Origin of the sequence: Sphaerimonospora cavernae, from assembly GCF_042435035.1 — a bacterium.
Taxonomy (GTDB): domain Bacteria; phylum Actinomycetota; class Actinomycetes; order Streptosporangiales; family Streptosporangiaceae; genus Sphaerimonospora; species Sphaerimonospora cavernae.
Genome location: NZ_JBHMQT010000057.1, coordinates 1 through 17,538, shown reverse-complemented (window position 1 = coordinate 17,538; position 17,538 = coordinate 1). Strand labels below are relative to the sequence as shown.

The 17,538-nt window shown below is 71.4% G+C and carries 15 protein-coding genes; 10 read left to right on the top strand and 5 right to left on the bottom strand.

Annotation, left to right across the window (positions count from 1 at the left end):
• The first annotated feature begins 58 nt into the window (after positions 1-58).
• From ACFHYQ_RS24990 to ACFHYQ_RS24955, 8 genes are all read left to right on the top strand, one after another.
• A complete protein-coding gene (locus ACFHYQ_RS24990; protein ID WP_394303571.1) occupies positions 59-1,120 on the top strand; it encodes an N-acetylglucosamine kinase in 1,062 nt (353 codons plus the stop codon).
• On the top strand, positions 1,117-2,652 hold the full coding sequence (gene nagZ, locus ACFHYQ_RS24985) for a beta-N-acetylhexosaminidase (protein ID WP_394303570.1): 1,536 nt from the start codon (positions 1,117-1,119) through the stop codon (positions 2,650-2,652). Before ACFHYQ_RS24990 ends, nagZ begins: the two co-directional genes overlap by 4 nt.
• 161 nt (positions 2,653-2,813) lie before the next feature.
• Complete coding sequence (locus ACFHYQ_RS24980; protein ID WP_394303569.1) at positions 2,814-4,640, top strand: ABC transporter substrate-binding protein; 1,827 nt, start codon at positions 2,814-2,816, stop codon at positions 4,638-4,640.
• Complete coding sequence (locus tag ACFHYQ_RS24975; protein ID WP_394303568.1) at positions 4,637-5,719, top strand: ABC transporter permease; 1,083 nt, start codon at positions 4,637-4,639, stop codon at positions 5,717-5,719. The genes ACFHYQ_RS24980 and ACFHYQ_RS24975 overlap by 4 nt, the downstream gene beginning before the upstream one ends.
• Complete coding sequence (locus ACFHYQ_RS24970) at positions 5,716-6,657, top strand: ABC transporter permease (RefSeq protein WP_394303567.1); 942 nt, start codon at positions 5,716-5,718, stop codon at positions 6,655-6,657. Before ACFHYQ_RS24975 ends, ACFHYQ_RS24970 begins: the two co-directional genes overlap by 4 nt.
• A 4-nt stretch (positions 6,658-6,661) precedes the next feature.
• The gene (locus ACFHYQ_RS24965) at positions 6,662-7,717 is read left to right on the top strand and encodes an ABC transporter ATP-binding protein (protein ID WP_394303566.1); all 1,056 of its coding nucleotides are present in this window, start codon (positions 6,662-6,664) and stop codon (positions 7,715-7,717) included.
• Complete coding sequence (locus ACFHYQ_RS24960; RefSeq protein WP_394303565.1) at positions 7,714-8,841, top strand: ABC transporter ATP-binding protein; 1,128 nt, start codon at positions 7,714-7,716, stop codon at positions 8,839-8,841. The genes ACFHYQ_RS24965 and ACFHYQ_RS24960 overlap by 4 nt, the downstream gene beginning before the upstream one ends.
• Positions 8,838-9,728, top strand: coding sequence for a GNAT family N-acetyltransferase (locus ACFHYQ_RS24955; protein ID WP_394303564.1), 891 nt, complete (start codon positions 8,838-8,840; stop codon positions 9,726-9,728). Before ACFHYQ_RS24960 ends, ACFHYQ_RS24955 begins: the two co-directional genes overlap by 4 nt.
• A 25-nt stretch (positions 9,729-9,753) precedes the next feature.
• Here ACFHYQ_RS24955 and ACFHYQ_RS24950 read toward each other — a convergent pair whose 3' ends face one another.
• The gene (locus ACFHYQ_RS24950) at positions 9,754-10,914 is read right to left on the bottom strand and encodes an exo-beta-N-acetylmuramidase NamZ family protein (RefSeq protein ID WP_394303563.1); all 1,161 of its coding nucleotides are present in this window, start codon (positions 10,912-10,914) and stop codon (positions 9,754-9,756) included.
• Between the two features lie 46 nt (positions 10,915-10,960).
• Between ACFHYQ_RS24950 and murQ the strand changes: the two genes are divergently transcribed.
• On the top strand, positions 10,961-11,887 hold the full coding sequence (gene murQ, locus ACFHYQ_RS24945) for an N-acetylmuramic acid 6-phosphate etherase (RefSeq protein ID WP_394303562.1): 927 nt from the start codon (positions 10,961-10,963) through the stop codon (positions 11,885-11,887).
• Positions 11,880-12,986 carry a serine hydrolase domain-containing protein gene (locus ACFHYQ_RS24940; protein ID WP_394303561.1) on the top strand — a complete coding sequence of 369 codons (1,107 nt, stop codon included), beginning with the start codon at positions 11,880-11,882 and terminating at the stop codon, positions 12,984-12,986. Before murQ ends, ACFHYQ_RS24940 begins: the two co-directional genes overlap by 8 nt.
• A 239-nt stretch (positions 12,987-13,225) precedes the next feature.
• On the opposite strand, the gene ACFHYQ_RS24935 is transcribed toward ACFHYQ_RS24940, so the two are convergent.
• The 4 genes from ACFHYQ_RS24935 to ACFHYQ_RS24920 form a co-directional block, all read right to left on the bottom strand.
• Positions 13,226-14,233, bottom strand: a complete 1,008-nt coding sequence (locus tag ACFHYQ_RS24935) for a glutathione S-transferase family protein (RefSeq protein ID WP_394303560.1) — start codon at positions 14,231-14,233, stop codon at positions 13,226-13,228.
• A gap of 53 nt (positions 14,234-14,286) precedes the next feature.
• A complete protein-coding gene (locus tag ACFHYQ_RS24930) occupies positions 14,287-14,577 on the bottom strand; it encodes a DUF2218 domain-containing protein (protein ID WP_394303559.1) in 291 nt (96 codons plus the stop codon).
• A gap of 166 nt (positions 14,578-14,743) precedes the next feature.
• Positions 14,744-16,690, bottom strand: a complete 1,947-nt coding sequence (locus ACFHYQ_RS24925) for a Xaa-Pro dipeptidyl-peptidase (protein WP_394303558.1) — start codon at positions 16,688-16,690, stop codon at positions 14,744-14,746.
• A 189-nt stretch (positions 16,691-16,879) separates the two neighbouring features.
• Positions 16,880-17,314 (bottom strand): SPW repeat protein, encoded by a 435-nt coding sequence (locus ACFHYQ_RS24920; RefSeq protein ID WP_204011228.1) that lies wholly within the window; start codon positions 17,312-17,314, stop codon positions 16,880-16,882.
• Positions 17,315-17,538 lie beyond the last annotated feature (224 nt).

Here is a 17,538-nt window from a genome sequence, read left to right as displayed (position 1 = left end):
ATTCTCCGCTCACTTGTAGGTTGTCGGAGGGAATCTACGAAGAGTGCGAGGGGCGACCGTGGGGGCTCTGTTCATCGGAGTGGATGGCGGTGGCACCAGCACGCGGTGTGTCGTCGTCGGCGACAACGGGGAGATCACCGGGCGCGGACGCGCGGGGGGCGCGAACGTGGTCTCCGTCGCCGACCCGGCCGCCAACCTGCTCGCCGCGCTGCTCGCCGCGCTGGAGGGCCTCGACCGCTCACGCGTGGCCGGAGGAGTCTTCGGCCTGGCCGGCGTCGAGGCCATGGGAGGGCTGGCGGAACGGGCCTGGAAGGAGGCCGGGCTGCCCGGACGTCCGACCGTGGTCCCGGACATGCTCGTCGCGTTCACCGGCGCGACCACGGAGCCGGACGGGACCGTCCTGGTGGCCGGCACAGGCGCGGGTGGCGCCCGCATCCAGCACCGGCAGGTCGTACGGCGTGCCGACGGCTGGGGCTGGCTGCTGGGCGACGAGGGTTCCGGGGTGTGGATCGGCAGGCGTGCCGTCGCCGCCGCGCTGACCGCCCTCGACGGCCGCGCCGCTGCGACCGCGCTGGTCGACGACGTCGCGGCCGCGATCCTCGGCGATGCGGCCGCCTCCGGGGACGGGGACCGGCGGGATGCCGCCGGGCTCGCCAGGGCGATCGTCTCGGCGGTCTACGCCCGCGTCGCCGAATCCGGCCCGGCCTGGCTCGCCACGCTCGCCCCGGTGGCCGACGCCGCCGCCCGCGCCGGGGACCCGGTCGCACGGGAGATCCTCAGGGAGGGCGCCGCGCTGCTGTGCCGTACGGCACTCGCCGTACGTTCGCAGGGCTCGCAGGACCTGTCGGACACGGCGGACGGCGACGGCCCCGCGGCGCCGGGCCCGCTCGTGCTGGCCGGATCTCTGCTGACCGAGCGGACCGAACTGGCCGCACTGGTACGCGCCGAACTGGGGGAGCGGACCGGCCTCTCAGCCGGCGCCGGCTCCCTCGGCGGTTGGCTGCTCGCGGGCGACGCCGCCGCGGGGGCCGCCGCGCTCGCACTCCGGGCCGTCCTGCCCCCCGACGATCCGCGCGCGCTGGAGGGACACCGCAGGCTCATCGCGCAGGGGGCGCGATGAGGGCGGGCAGCCGGAAGACGGGCCTGACAACCGGGTCCCCGAGATCGACGGACGACCTGGACCGGCTGGCGATGGCCGTGCTCCAGCCCGGCTTCGAAGGTACGGCTCCGCCCGGCTGGCTGTGCCGGGCGCTGGCCGAGGGCCTGGGCGGGGTGGTGCTGTTCGCCCGTAACATCGCCGATCCGGCGCAGACGGCCGCGCTCACCGCGGCGCTGCGCGCGGACAACCCCGAGGTGATCGTCGCGGTCGACGAGGAGGGCGGCACGGTCACCCGGCTGGAGGCGGGTTCCGGCAGCTCCTGGCCGGGCAACCTCGCCCTCGGCGTGGCCGACGACGTCCGGCTGACCGAGCGGGTGGCCCGCCAGATCGGCCGGCTCGTCGCCGCCTCCGGCATCACGCTCGACTACGCCCCCGTGGTGGATGTGAACGCCGACCCGCTCAATCCGGTGATCGGCATCCGCTCCTTCGGCACGGACCCGGAGGCGGTCTCCCGGCACGCGGTGGCCTGGATCAAGGGGCTACAGGGCGGCGGGGTGGCGGCCTGCGCCAAGCATTTCCCCGGCCACGGCGCCACCCGCAGCGACTCCCACCTGGAGCTGCCGACCGTCGAGGCGCCGCGTGAGGTGCTCGACCTGCGCGACCTGCCGCCGTTCCGCGCCGCCATCGCGGCGGGGGTCCAGGCGATCATGTGCGGTCACCTGCTCGTGCCCGCCCTCGACGAGGTCCCGGCCACGCTGAGCCGGGCCGTGCTGACCGGGCTGCTGCGCGATGAGCTCGGCTTCGACGGCGTGCTGGTGACCGACGCGATCGAGATGCGGGCGGTGGCCGCGCTCCACGAGCCCGGCGAGATCGCCGTACGGGCCCTGGCCGCCGGGGCCGACGCCGTCTGCGTGGGCCGGTCCTCGCCAGGTGGAGAGAGCGTGTACGAGCTGCGTGACGCGATCGTCGGGGCGGCCCGGGAGGGCAGGCTCTCCGAGGAACGGCTGGTGGAGGCGGCGGGCCGGGTGCGCCGCCTGGCCCGCTGGCATGAGGCGCGGGCCCGGGTCCGCGCGGCGGCCGCACACGACGCTGACGAGGGACTGGGAGACGCGGTGGCGGCCGCGGCGCTGCGCATGGCCGGTGCGGCGGCCCGGCCGGTGCTGAGCGCCGCGCCGCTGGTCGTCCAGATATCGGCCCGGCTGAGCCAGGCCGTGGATCCCAGCGCCGGCGGACGCAGGCCCGGCCTGGCCGCGGCGATCGCCGAGATCCTCCCCGGGACGGAACGTGCCGAGATCGGGGAGGGCGACGGCCTGCCCGATCTCGGGACGGCCGCCGGGCGGCCGGTCGTGCTCGCCGTCCACGACGCGGTACGGCACGGCTGGATGCGGCATCTGATCGCGGAAGCCGTACGGGCCCGCCCGGACGCGGTGGTGGTGGAGACCGGGGTGCCGGGACCGCCCGCCGGTGCCGTGTACCTCGCCACCCATGGCGACTCGGCCGCCTCCATGCGCGCCGCGGCCCGCCGGTTGACCGACGACGCGTCGGCGTCGTGACCGGTCCCCAAACGATCAACGGAAACAGTCACGCGCGATATATCCCCAGGTAGACGCGTCAGGTAAAAATTAACTCCATATCTGACTGCACGGGCGGAAAAAATTGACGCCGCCCTGGAGCGCCCGTATCGTCCAGGCATATCGGGAACCAGGAGCAGCCCATGAAGCGACTCGCAGCGATCGTGGCTCTGGCAGCGACGCTCGCCACCGCCACCGCCTGCGGCACTACCGGGACCACCGGGAACACGGGGGCCGCCCAGACGGCGGGCGGCGGTGTCTTCACCACGATCGACGGCAGCAAACAGATCAACGCCAGCGCACCGATCAACCCGTTCAACCCCGTGGGGTCCGTCTTCGCCGGTTACAACGGGATGGCGCTCGCCTGGCCGAAGAACGATCCGGTCGACCCCAACCAGTTCTACCCGGGGCTGGCCAGTAGCTGGACGACGACGCCCGACCAGTCGGAGGTCGTCATCCACCTGCAGCCGGACGCCAGGTGGTCCGACGGCAAGCCGGTGACCAGCGAGGACGTCCGGGTGTCGATCGGTCTCGCCTACACCCAGGGTGGCACGGCGTACGCGCTCGACCCCAGGGCGGCGGGCGCCGCAGCCGACATCCACGTCGTCGACGCGAAGACCCTCAAGATCACCCAGGGGGTGAACCGCAGCGGGATGTTCCTCAGCAACCTGCTGTCGACGGTGGTCGTGCCCGCGCACGTCTTCGGCCGGCTGCTGCCCGCCGGCTTCTGGCACACCCTGAAGGTCGCCCAGGACGGCGAGGGCCCGGCCGCCGAGCAGGCCAAGGCCGAGATCACCGGTCTGGCCGAGAAGGTCATCGCCTTCGGGCCGGCGCACGACGTGTCCGCCGGGCCGTTCGTGCTGGAGCGGGTGAACCCCGGCGCGGCGCTGCTGAAGCGCAACCCCTACTTCTACAACAGCAAGGCGATCGCGCCGGACAAGGTGAAGGTACTCAACTACACCGGCAACGAGCAGATCTGGAACTACCTGATCTCCGGCAGGCTCGACAACGCCCCGTTCACGTCGGTGCCCACCGCCGTGATGGACCGCATCCGCGGGGCCGCCGGCAGCAAGGTGATCAAGGGGTACTCGCCTGTGGCCACGTCGATGGCGTTCAACCAGGCGCACAAGCCGTACGACAACGTGCACGTGCGGCGGGCGCTGGCCTACCTGATCGACCGTGCCCAGGTCACGAAGATCGCATCCCCCGAGGGCGGCACGCCCGCCGTGACCACCTCAGGCATCCACGCCAAGGCCGCCAGGGCCTGGCTGGACGGCGGGTTCGACACGCTCGAGCGCTACCGCGTCGACGCGGCCAAGGCCGACGCCGAGCTGCGGGCCGCCGGGATGACCAAGCGGGACGGCCGGTGGGCCCTGCCCGACGGCAAGCCGTGGCAGGTGCAGATCCACGTCCCCGCGTCGTTCTCCGACTGGGTGGCGGCGGCCAAGTCGATCAGCAGTCAGCTCGGTGACCACGGCATCGACGCGACCGTGGTCACCGCAGCCGACTACACCCTTTATCTTGGAGAACTGGCGGAGGGCAAGTACGACGTCGCGTTCTGGCTGATCGGGCTGGGCCCGTCGCCGTACAACATCTTCCAGCGCCTGTACGGCCAGGCGAACGGCTGGCAGATGTTCGGCGGGCGGCTGTCGCATGTGGCGCCGGGCACCCAGGGCAACTGGATGGGCGGCCCGGAGACCGTCGCCGCCGGAGCCGACGGCCAGGTCAACCCCGGCGAGCTGACCAGCAGGCTCAGCTACGCCACCCCGGAGGAGCGCAAGCGCGTCGTCGGCGTCCTCGCCAGGGTGACCAACGAGCAGCTGCCGGTCATCCAGCTCTGGGACTACGTCAACACCCAGTTCGTGAACACCTCCCGGTACACGGCGTTCCCCCCGGACGACAACGACGCGCTGCGGCTGTCGTCGGGCGTGTGGATGCAGCTCGGGATGATCAAGAAGAGGCAGGCATGACGGCAACGCTCCGGGGACGCGCCCGGTCCAAGACGTCGAAGACTTCGCCGACATCGCCGACCTCGTCGGCGTCGCCGAAGGCGGTCGCCCGACGCGTGGCGGGCCACGTCGCACGTGGCCTGGCCATGATCTGGGTCGTCGCCACGATCAGCTTCGTCATCATCCGGGAGATCCCCGGCGACCCCGTACGCGGGCAGTACGAGAGCCTGATCCAGAAGGGCATGTCGCCCGAGCAGGCCGAGCGGGCCACCGCCGTGCTGTACGGCTTCCTGCCCACGGGCAGCCTCTGGGAGCAGTACACCGGCTACATCAACTCGCTGCTCCACTTCGACCTCGGCCGGTCGCTCAGCACGCCGGGCGTGGAGGTGACCACGCTGATCGGTTCGGCGGCCCGCTGGACCGTGCTGCCGGTGCTGGCCGGCACGCTGCTGAGCTTCCTGCTCGGCGTCATCATGGGCGTCTACGCGGCGATCAAGCGATCGGGCCGGCTCGGCGACGTGCTCGCGCTGTCGGGCTCGCTGCTGCACGGCGTGCCGGTGTACGTCATCGGCCTGCTGCTCACCGCGATCTTCGCGACGCTGTGGCCGATCATGCCGTCCGGCGGCCCGGTCGACGTCGAGCACGTGCCCGGCCTCAACCCCGGCTATCTCGGCTCGCTGGCGCACCACGCCGTGCTGCCGGTCGTGACGTACACGCTGGCCAGCTACGGCGGGTGGATCCTCGCGATGAAGTCGAACGTGGTCGCCGTGCTCGGCGACGATTTCATCCTCGCGGCCGAGCTCCGCGGGCTCAAACGCGGCATCGTGTTCCGCTACATCGCGCGCAACGCGATCCTCCCGCTGTTCACGGTCCTCGCCCTGTCGATCGGCATGCTGTTCGGCGGGTCGATCTTCATCGAGCAGATCTTCAACTACCCCGGGCTCGGGCTGCTGCTGGTGGGCAGCATCAGCAGCCGTGACTACGCGCTCATGGGCGGCACGTTCCTGGTGATCACGATCGGCATCGTCGTCGCCAACATCGTCGCCGACCTGCTCTACACGGCGATCGACCCCCGGGTCAGGAGTGGAGGCGCGGCATGAGCATCATGACCAACGCCCAGGAGACGGCCGACCCGCGGCCGGCCCCCGGCGGCACGCCGGGCGTCACCCGGGCCACGCTCCGGCGCAACTTCTGGCGCGGGGTGTGGCGGGTGCTGCGCCGCAAGCCGAGCCGGATGGTCGGCGTCGTCATCGTCGCCGGCTTCGCCGTGATGGGCGTGGCCGGGCCGCTGCTCTACCCCGACCACCTGCCCAGGGACGACGACGCCCTCTACGCGCCGCCCAGCCTGCGGCATCCGTTCGGCACCGACTTCGAGGGCACCGACGTGCTCGCACTGGTGATCACCGGGGCGCGCTACGTGCTGCTCACCGGCCTGGCGACCGCGGTCATCACGGTCGCGCTCGGCACCCTGATCGGGCTGTTCGCCGGGTTCCGGCGCGGCCGGTGGGACACCGTGCTCATGCGGGTCACCGACGTCAACCTGGCGATCCCCGGCCTGCCGCTGCTGCTCGTGCTGTCCACCGTGTGGAAGTTCGAGAGCCCGCTGGAGATGGGCCTGGTGCTCGGCCTGCTGGGCTGGGGCGGCATCGCCCGGGCCGTACGGTCCCAGACGCTGTCGCTGCGCGAGCGGGGGTTCATCGAGGCGGCCAGGGGGCTCGGCCTGCCGACCACCCACATCATCGGCCGCGAGTTGCTGCCGAGCATGGCCCCCTACATCGCGATGAACATGCTGATCGCCGTCACCGGCGCCGTCTACGCCCAGGTCGGCCTGTTCTTCCTCGGCGTCCTGCCGTTCGAGTCCAACAACTGGGGCGTGATGCTCAACCTGGCCGTCTTCAACGGCGGCGCGCTCACCACCGCGGCGGCGCTGCCGTACCTGATGGCTCCGCTGCTCGCGATCCTGCTGCTGACGCTGGGCATCGTGCTCATCGTCGACGCCATGGACGAGATCTTCAATCCCCGCCTGCGGGAGGAGTAGCCGAATGACCCCCAACCCAACGGCGCCGGCCGTGCGCGTGCGCGGGCTCACCGTCGTCTACAAGACCCCGATGGGCGAGCTGCCCGCCGTCTCGAACGTCGATCTCACCCTCGCACCCGGCACGATCACCGGCGTCGTCGGCGAGTCCGGCTCGGGCAAGTCGACGCTCGCGCTGTGCCTGCTCAACGCCGTGCAGTCGCCGGGCCGGATCGCGGCGGGCAGCGTCGAGATCGACGGCCTCGGCGACGTGGTCGAGCTCGGCGGCGAGGAGCTGCGGCGGGCCCGCGGCCGGCACGTCGGGTATGTCTTCCAGGCGGCGCAGAACTCGCTCAACCCGCTCAAGACGATCGGCAAGCAGTTGCTCGACCTCGGCCGCTCCCACGGCGTCGAGGACCTGCGCGCGCTCGTGCGCGACGCGAAGGACCTGCTGGCCCGCATGGGCATGGACGGCGCCCGCGTGCTCGACTCCTACCAGCACGAGCTGTCGGGCGGCATGCGCCAGCGCGTCGGCATCATGCTCGCGCTCGTGCTCAACGCCAAGGTCGTCGTGCTCGACGAGCCGACCACGGCCCTCGACATGATCACGCAGGCGACCATCCTGCGGATCGTCCGGGAGGTCCACGACGAGCGGGGGCTCACCACGCTCGTCATCACCCACGACGTCGGCGCGGTCGCCGAGGTCGCCGACAACCTCGCCGTGATGTACGGCGGGCGGGTGGTCGAGCACGGCCCGGTCATGGAGGTGCTCGGCTCGCCCCGGCACCCGTACACCCGCGGCCTGATCCGGGCGATTCCGCGCCTGTCCGGCGACATCTCGCTGGCCCGGGCGCTGCCGGGGCGGCCTCCCACCCTCGGGACCCTCCCTGCCGCCGGTTGTGTGTTCCGCGAGCGCTGCGACCGGCGGATGGACGTCTGCGACACCGTCGAGCCCGTCCCGCGGACCCGTGACGGGCGGACGGTCGCCTGCCACGCGGTCGATGCCGCCGATGCCGATGCCGATGCCGATGCCGGTGCCGCCGACCGCACGCCCACGACCGCCCGGCGTAAGGAGTACGCTTGATCACCGGAACCGGCATCACCAAGACCTTCAAGCAGCGCGGGAGCGTGCTCGGCGCCCGCGAGGTGCGGGCGCTGCGCGAGGTGGACTTCGCCGTCGAGCCGGGTGGCGCCGTGTCGTTCATCGGAGAGTCGGGCTGCGGCAAGACCACGCTCGGCCGGATCATCGCCGGACTGGAGACCTACGATTCCGGTGAGATCGTCATCGACGGCGTGCCGATGTCCGGGCTCGGCCACCGGCGGCGCCAGCCGCACTTCCGCAGGATCCAGCTCATCCACCAGGACCCCTACTCCGCGCTGAACCCCACCAGGACCATCCACCAGACGCTGGAGGCGCCGCTGGCGCTGCGTGCCAAGCAGACCGGCCGGTCGAGGTCGTGGGTGGACGCGAGGGCGGAGGAACTGCTCTGCCTGGTCGGCATCGACCCCGGTTACGTGCTGCCGAGGTATCCGCACCAGCTGTCGGGCGGCATGCGCCAGCGCGTCGTGATCGCCCGGGCGCTGACGATGGACCCGGAGGTGCTCGTGGCCGACGAGGCCGTGTCGATGATCGACGTGTCGCTGCGGCTGGGCATCCTCGGGCTGCTCAAGGACCTGCGGGTACGGCTCGGCGTCGGCGTGCTGTTCATCACCCACGACATCGCCACCGCACGCTACCTCGGCGACGACAGCGAGCTCTACGTGCTCTACCGGGGCCAGGTCGTGGAGCACGGGCCGACCGAGACGGTCATCACCCGGCCGGTGCATCCGTACACCCAGTCGCTGCTGTCGGCCACCCCGGTCCTGCACGGGCTTGAGAAGCCCGGGGCGGAGCGGGTGGTGCCGACCGAGGCCCTCGACCCCAGCAGGACCGACGAGGGCTGCCTGTTCGCGCCCCGATGCCAGTTCGCCACGCAGCTGTGCACCGAGCAGCGTCCGCGGCTGAGCCACGACGGCACGACCCTTCAGGAGCACGCCTGCTTCCACCCCCGGACCCGGAGCGTGATCCCGATCGGGACGGGCACGGAGCCGGACATGGGGGCGGACACGCTCGCGGACACCGGCGCGCGCACGGGCGCGCGCACGGGGGCGGACACGGGGGCGGACACGGGGGCGGACACGGGGGCGGACACGGGGGCGCGCGGATGAGCGGGCCGGCGGTACGGATCGATCCGGTACGGCCGGAGGCCGCCGGGCTGGCTGAGACGGCCGCGGCCGCGCTGTGGGCGGACGCCGCCGAGGCGCCGCTCGTCGTGCGACGGCTGGCCGACCCGCCCGAGGGCCGCCGGTGGATTGCCCTGGCCACCCCGGATCTGGACGGCGTGGTGCTCGCCTCCGTCGGCGGCACCGAAGAGAGCGGCGTGGCGGGCCACGTGGACCTGCTCGCCGTTCACCCCCGTGCGCAGGGCCGGGGCATCGGCCGGGCGCTCGTGACCGCCGCCGAGGAGTGGCTGCGGGCACAGGGCGCGACCGAGGCGCGCTTCGCCGGGAACCCGCCCTGCTACGGCTGGCCGGGCATCGACGTGCGCTACACCCCGGCGGCCTGCCTCGCCGAGCGCCTCGGCTACGAGCGGTACCGCATCGCCTGGAACATGACCGCCGACCTGCCGTCCTCCTCGGCTGAGGAGGACGCCGCCGACCTGGCCCGGCTCGCCGCCGCCGGCGTCCCCGTACACCCGGCCCCGGCCGGGGAGCGGGCGACGGTCGCCGAGTTCGTGCGGCGGCAGTGGAACGACGAGTGGGCCTGGGAGGCCGGGCAGGCGACCGGCTGCCACTACGCCGAGCGGGACGGGGAGATCCTCGGGTTCGCCGCGTGGGGAAGCCGGCCGCTGTGGTTCGGCCCGATGGGCACGGCCGAGGCGGCGCGGGGGCTCGGTGTGGGCAGGGTGCTGCTGCGACGCTGCCTGGCCGATCAGGCGGCCGCCGGGCTGCGCAGCGCGCAGATCGGCTGGGTGGGCCCGATCCGCTTCTACTCGCGGGCGGTGGACGCGCGGGTCGAGCGGGTCTTCTGGCTCTACCGCCGCCCGCTCGGCTGACCTCGCAGGGCGAAAAGCCGTGACGCTACACGTACAGCTGCTCGGCGTGATCACCCGGTCGTCCGGGGGAGCCGCACAGGTCGCGCGGATCCCGTCCGGAGGTCAGGGCCAGGCGCAGGGAGTCGGAACCCCACAGCAGGTCCAGGAACGGCTCGCAGGCGAAGTCGCCGGAGTAGAGCGCGCGCAGCACATGCAGCATGGACACCCCCGTGAACACGGGCCGCAGCGCCGTACGGTCGGTGACGTGCAGTTGGACGCCGCGCACCGGCGTCCCCGCGTGCTTGCCGAAGACCGGGGCGAACCACGTGTCGCGGAATCGGACACCCGGCAGGCCGAGCGCGTCGAGTTCCTCGGCGAACCGCCCGTCCACGTACGGCGCGCCGATCAGCTCGAACGGCCGGGTGGTGCCGCGGCCCTCCGACACGTTCGTCCCCTCGAACAGGCCGGTGCCGGGATAGACCAGCGCGGTGTCGAGCGTCGGCATGTTCACCGAGGGCATCACCCACGGCAGCCCGGTCTCGTCGAAGTACCGCTCGCGACGCCAGCCCAGCAGGGGGACCACGTCCAGCTCGGCGCCGATCTCGCGGTTGACGAACCGGGCGATCTCCCCGGTGGTGAGGCCGTGCCGTACGGGGAGGGGGGCACGGCCGACGAAGCTCGCGAAGGCGGGGTCGAGCGGCGGGCCCTCGCACACCGCACCCCCGACGGGGTTCGGGCGGTCGAGCACGGTGAAGGGCAGCCCAAGGCGGGCCGCCGTGCCCATCAGGTCGTACATCGTCCATACGTAGGTGTAGAAGCGGGCGCCGACGTCGCTCACGTCGAACACGAGCACATCCACCCCGGCCGATGCCACCAGTTCGTCGAGTGCCCCGCCCGTCCGCAGGTAGGTGTCGAACACCGGCAGCCCCGTGGCGGGATCGGTCGCCGGGCCGCCCCCTCTATCACCCCCTCCTTCGGCTTCGCTTTCGTCTTCGCTTTCGCCGGAGCCCGCCTGGCCGGTGCCGCGCAGCCCGTGCTCGGGGCTGAACAGCGCGGTCACCCGGAAACCCGAACGCAGCAGCGCTGTTGCCGACGGGGTGAGATCGGGCAGGACTCCGGTGGGGTTGGTGACGAGCCCGACCCGCGTCCGCTCGCCACGGGGGCGGCCTGCGACCAGTTGCTCCAGGCCGGTACGAACGCCAGTCATCTGGACAGTCATCTGAACAGAGCTCTCCGAATCCGAGGTCATCATCATGACGGAACCAACGACGGAACCAACGACGGAAACACTCGCCGCTCTCGCCACCGAACAGAGCGATCCCCGCTACAGCGGGATCGACACGCTGCCGACGCAGGACATCGCCCGGCTCATGAACACGGCCGACGCCACCGTGCCGGCCGCGGTGGGCCGTGCCGTACCGGCGATCTCCGCCGCGATCGACGGCGTCGCCGAACGCATGGCACGCGGCGGCCGGCTGTTCTACGTCGGCGCCGGGACCTCGGGGCGGATCGCGGTGCTCGACGCCTCGGAATGCCCGCCGACCTTCGGCACCGATCCCGAACTGGTGCAGGGCATCATCGCGGGCGGCGAGGCCGCGCTGATGCGGGCCGTGGAGGGAGCCGAGGATGACGCGCGGGCAGGCGCCGCGGTGATCCGGGACCGGGGCGTCGGCCCGCTCGACTCGGTCGTCGGGATCTCGGCGAGCGGACGCGCGCCGTACGTCGTGGCGGCCGTACAGGAGGCCCGCCGCCTCGGTGCGCTGACGGTGGGCCTGGCCTGCAACGCGGGGGCTCCGCTCGCCGACGCGGCCGAGCACGCCATCGAGGTGATCGTCGGGCCCGAGGTGGTCACCGGATCGACCCGGCTGAAGGCCGGCACGGCCCAGAAGCTGGTCCTCAACATGATCTCCACGATCACGATGATCAGGTCCGGCCGGACGTACGGCAACTACATGATCGACGTGGTGGCGACCAACGCCAAGCTCGTCGACCGGGCCGCACGCATCGTCGCCGATATCACCGGCGCCGGCGTTCCCGTCGCCCGCGAGGCACTGGAGGACGCGGGACGCGACGTGAAGACCGCGGTGGTGATGATCAAGTGTGGGCTGGGCCGCGACGACGCCCGGGCGCTGCTCGCGGCACACGGCGACCGGCTGGCGACAGCCCTGGGCAATGCTTGACGACGTCCTGCGGGCCGCGGTGCCCGAGGTCGCGTCGGCCGCGGTCGCCATGATCGCCGTGGGCGGGCGGACGGCGGCGGCCGGCGCGGTCGGTGAGGCGGTCCGCTACGCCGACGCCTCCGAGCGGGTGCTGGCGGACCGGCCGCCGGTCACGCTCGGCTCGGTCTTCGACATCGCCTCGATCACCAAGCCGTTCACCACGCTGGTGCTGCTGTCACTGGCCGCTGACGGGCGGGTGGGCCTGGACGAACCGGTCGCCACATGGCTGCCGAGGCATTACGGCGGCCGCCCGGAGATCACCCTCCGGCACCTGCTCACCCACACCTCGGGCCTGCCGGCGGGCCGCCGGGTGGAGAAGGAGCCCGCCCGGCTCCGCTGGGAGCTCGTGCTGTCCACGCCCGCCGAGCGGCCGCCCGGGGCACATCTCTACTCGGACGTCGGGATGATCACCGCCGGGCGGGTAGCCGAGATCGCCGGGGGAGCGCCGCTGGACGTCCTCGTCCGGGAGCGGATCACCGGTCCGCTCGGTCTCGCCGACACCCTCTACCACCCCGGCCCGTCGCTGCTGCCCAGGATCGTCGCCACCGAGTGCAAGACCGGGCGGGGGAGCGGCTGCGTCAGGGGAGAGGTGCACGACGAGACCGCGTACGCGCTCGGCGGTGTCACCGGCCATGCCGGGCTGTTCTCGACCGCCGACGACCTGCTGCGGTTCGGCGAGGCGCTGCGGACCGGGGGCGCCGGGGCGGTGCCACCGGCCGCGATCGTCGAGATGATCCGCGATCAGGGCGTGGGCTCGGAAGCCGACGCCGACGCCCCCGGACCCGGCCATCAGCAGGGGCTGAGTTATCGGCAGGAGCTGGGCTATCGGCAGGCTCTGGGCGTCAGGATCGGCGACCCCGCGATCGTCGGACCGCTGACCGGCGCCTTCGGCCACTCCGGCTTCACCGGGACGTCGCTGGTCGTCGACCCCGTGCGTCGTCTCACCGTTGTGCTGCTCACCAACAACGTCCACCCGATCCGGGGACGGCCCGGCATCCGGGAGCTGCGCACCGCCGTGGCCGCCGAAGCCCTCCGGCTCACCCAGCCCCCTCCACCGTGATCTTGCGAATTCTCGCAACCTGACCCTCTGACGTGCACGGATCAACTCCGTGATCTTGCAGATACTCGCAGGTGAGTGGCCTGACGTGCGGTTATGGATTTCGTGATCTTGCAGTTGGCGCCCAAGTGCAAGATCGCCGTCTCTGTTTTCGCTGGTCAGTGACGAGATCTGCGAGAAACTGCAAGATCATGGAACGTGAAGTGCCTGCTCATGGCGGGTGTCTGCAAGTATTCGCAAGATCACGGCCAGGGTTGTTGGGATGGGGGGAGAGTTTCCCTGCCGGGTGGGGCGGTCCAGTCGACCAGGGGGCCGGCCGGGATGATCCGTGATGGGTTGATCCGCGGGTGCGTGCCGTAGTAGTGGCGCTTGATGTGGTCGAAGTCGGTCGTGCCGCCGAACGCCGGATTCCGGTAGAGATCGCGAGCGTAGGCCCACAGGTTCGGGTAGTCCGCCAAGCGGCGGATGTTGGCCTTGAAATGGGTGACGTAGACCGCGTCGAAACGGACGAGCGTGACCCAGAGCCGCACGTCGGCCTCGGTGATGCGGTCACCGAGCAGGTAACGCCGGCTCGCCATGCGCGCGTCGAGTTCGTCGAGCATGGTGAACAGCGCCGTCACAGCCGTCCCGTACGCCTCCTGGCTCTCGGCGAAACCGCACCGGTAGACCCCGTTGTTCACGGTCGTGTAGATCCGCTCGTTCAGCGCGTCGATCTCGCCGCGCAGCGCCGCCGGATAAAGGTCGACGCCGGGCCGCGCCCACTCGCCGAACTGAGTGGCCAGGTCGATGCTGACATCCGGGAAGTTGTTGCTGACGATCCGGCCGGTCGCGCGGTCCCACAGCACGGGCACCGACACGTGGCCGTCGTACCCGGGCTCGGTCGCCTCGTACGCCTCCCGGAGCAGCCGGAAGCCGTTGACCTCGTCGGGCCCGTGGCCCGGGCCGCGGCGGAAGGCCCAGCCGCGGCCGTCGCGGACGGGATCGACGACGGACATGGTCACGACGTCCTCCAGCCCCAGGAGTGACCGCGCGATCACCGATCGGTGCGCCCACGGGCAGGCGAGCGACACGTACAGGTGGTAGCGGCCAGGCTCGGCGGGAAAGCCGCTGCTTCCGTCGGCGCTGATCCGGCCCTGGAAGCGGTAGAGCGGGCGGACGAAGGAGCCGTCGGGACGGGTGGCGGCCTTGATCGCGTAGTCGCCGTGGGCGGCGAAGTCCACGGGGCTCGCGACCGGGGTGGTCAGCGTCATCGGCCTCGGCTCCTCTCCTCAGGATGATGAGCCGAGGCTACCTCGCCGGCCTGTCAGGCGTCCTTCTGCCAGGTCACGGCCAGTTCGTTGCGCTGGCCGAACCGCTCGAGGTGGCGGCCGACCACGTCCTCCACGACGGCGAGGGACGCGGCGTCCTCCGCGTCGGCCCGCATCACGAGCCGCGCCGGCTCCGGGGTCAGCACCGCCTCGCCCTTGGCGAAGACCAGCCGCCGGACCCCGTCCGGCAGCTCCTCGACCTCGATCTTCCGGCCCAGGTGGGAAGCGAGCTGCTTCGCGTATCGCTCGGCGGCGTCGGTGACGACCAAAGCGGTGGAGCTGGGCAAGGGACCCCCATCTGTCGGCATTTCGGCCAAACACATCTGTCTAGCTGGTACGACTGAATCTGACCGTACGCCATGTTCGGGGTTTTGTCCCGTTCGCCGGTAGGGGGTCGGCGGCGGGACGCCCTGTCCCGCGGCGACCCCCGCCTTGCCGTGCAGCCCTGCCGCTTCATTCCGCGGTGGCGGCCGCGAGCGCGTCAGCGCCGCCGATGAGGGGCAGCGTGACCGTGCTCTTCGTCGTGTCCAGGTGCAGCCTCGCGCCGGGAGCCGGCCGGATCGTGTACTCGTAGTCGCTTGACAGCAGCACAATGCCGATCCGGTGCCCTGCCGCGAACACGTAGTCGTGCGGCTGCATGTCGAGGTCGAGACGGTACGGCGTGCCCGGCTTGACCGGATCGGTCCGCGATATCGACTTGCGGTTCTGTGGGTCCGTCCAGCCCCTGGTGACGATCTTCGCCTTGCCGTTCTGGTCGTAGTCGACGAGTAGCGCCGTGATGTTCGCTGCCGGCTGGTCGAAGGACATCCGCAGCGACAGTTGCGGCGTGCCGCTGAGCCGTACCGGGCCGGTCAGCGTCCCCGATTTGTACGCCAGGCGGTTCGGTGAGGTCGCGGCGTCGGCGAGGGCCTGCGCCCGCTTCGACGCGTCGTCGGCGATCGTCTCGGTCACCGGGCGGCCCCGGCGCGTCCTGTCGAGGGTGAGCCCGCCGGCTGTGCCGTTCGCACCGGGTGCCAGGTTGAGCGTGGTGGCCGCGCTCGCCGGATCGGGCCACTCGGCGTACTCGACCAGGCTGCGGTCCTCACGCTGGACCAGCGCCCGCGGGTCGTTCTCCACGCCGTTCTCCTGGCCCCACAGGTAACGCGTGAACCAGCGGTTCAGCACGTCGAGGCTGGGGGAGCCGCCGTGCCCGCCCTGGTGCAGGTAGATCTTGTGCGGGACCCCGCGCTCCTTGAGCGCCCCGTACCACTGCGCGGCGTGCTTGGTCTTGACGTTCCAGTCGTTGAGCCCGTGCGCCACCAGAACGGCGGCGTGGACGTTGCCGACGTCGTTCATGTAGTTGCGCTCGTCCCAGAAGGCGCTGTAGTCGCCGGTGACCCGGTCCTGTTCCTGCGCGAGCCGCTCGATGAGGCTGCGGCAGATCTGCTTGTCCGAGCGGGTGTAGACGTACTCGGCGAGCACGTCGGCGTCCTCGCCCTGGTAGCCGCCCGGGGCGACCACGGCGCCGTTCGCCCGGTAGTAGTCATACCAGCTGGAGATCGCCGAGATCGGCACGATCGCCTCGAGCCCTTCGACGCCGGTGCTCGCGACCGCGTTCGGCAGGGTGCCGTTGTACGACGTGCCGATCATGCCGACCTTGCCGGTCGTCCAGGTCGACTTCACCTCCCGGCCGGCCGCGTCGTACGCCTTGGCACGGCCGTTCAGCCAGTCGACGACGGCCTTCGCACCGAGGGTCTCGTTGCGCCCCCCGGTGGTCGGGCAGCCGTCGGACCTGCCGCTGCCCAGGGACTCGGCGTGGACCACCGCGAAACCGCGCGGCAGCCAGTTGGCCTCGTGGCTGGTGCTGATGATCGGTTGCGGCCCGGTGCCCGCGGCGGCCGCCTCGTCAGCGGTCGCGGCGGCGGTCAGTCGCTCGTCCTTGGCCGGGTCGGTGGTCTTGCCGCCCCGGTTCAGCCAGCCCTTGCCCGGGCGCCGCGCCTGGTGGAGCTCGTGATCGACATTGTGATTGGTGATCGGGTTGCCGCCGGCGTAGTAGGGGCTGACCTCGTACACAACGGGGGACTTCAAGCCCGCGGTCTCGGTCTCCCGGAGCCGGGTGACCTCGGCGTGCACCCGGTCGTTACGACCATCCCCGTCGCTGTCGACCGGGACCTCGATCCACACCTCCTCGCGGATCCAGTCGGCCCGGTTCGACGAGAACACCGGCTGGGCCATGCCGTTCGAGAAGACCGGGCCGATCGGGCCGTCGGCGGCCGCCCCGGCGGAGGCGAGGGGGGCGGCGAACCCGCTGAGGGTCGTCGCGGCGGCGAGACCCAGCGCGGCGGCGGCTCGACGGGCGGGTCTCCCGCGACGGGACTCGGTCCGGTCGGCAAGGGGCGTCCGCGGGCGCGGCAAAGGCATCGGCGGTCCTTCCTCAAGAAATCGGCCCGGTTCAGGAGCCGTTTCAGGGTGGACTCGATGCTATGGACACGTGTACGAAAAGTCTTCGTACACGTGTCCTGTCTCGCTAAGCGAGAATTCCTACGATTGTCGCGAGATGTCAGGTCGGTCAGGGCAGAGTGCCCGGCGTGCTGGGTGCGGTGTCGCCGTTCAGTGCTCGGGGGGAGCGTGGAATCCGGCGGGCCGGCCGCGCCCGATCATGCTGAAACGCACGGTCGTCAGGCCGAGAGCCAGGAGAATCGCGCCGGTGACGACGTTGTTCGCGATCGTCCCCGCGGTGTTCGTCCCTCCTCGGATCACCCATGGCGCGATGATGGTCCACAGCCCGAGCACGGGCGCTATCCAGGAGATGCCGTGGGTGCGGCCGAACGCCGAGCTGTAGCAGAGCGCCAGCACCGCGATCGCGAGACCCGTGACCAGGTTGTTGACGGCGATCGGGCGGTTCTGGAATCCGACGACCCAGGGTGAGAGCGCGAGGTACAGCCCGCTCAACAGGGTGAGGCCGTCGGTCAACTGTGCCGCGGGGTTCGCGCCCGCGGCCTCGTACCGCGCACGTAGCTCCAGGATGTCAGGATGTGTCCCCATGTCGGCGCTGTACGGCATATGTCACACCACCCTTCCGAAATATGGCCGTATAGCCAGGTTACTCCTGATTCGTCCTTGTTTCCCGGTTTGTGGGTTTCTGATTAGAAAGGAGAGCGCAATCTGGCGCACCTCAGCGACCGCCGGGTTTAGGTCCCTCGGGTACGGCTAGGGCGCGTATTTGGTTGTGATCAAGAGGTGGTCCGAGTGAGGTCTTTGATCCAGAT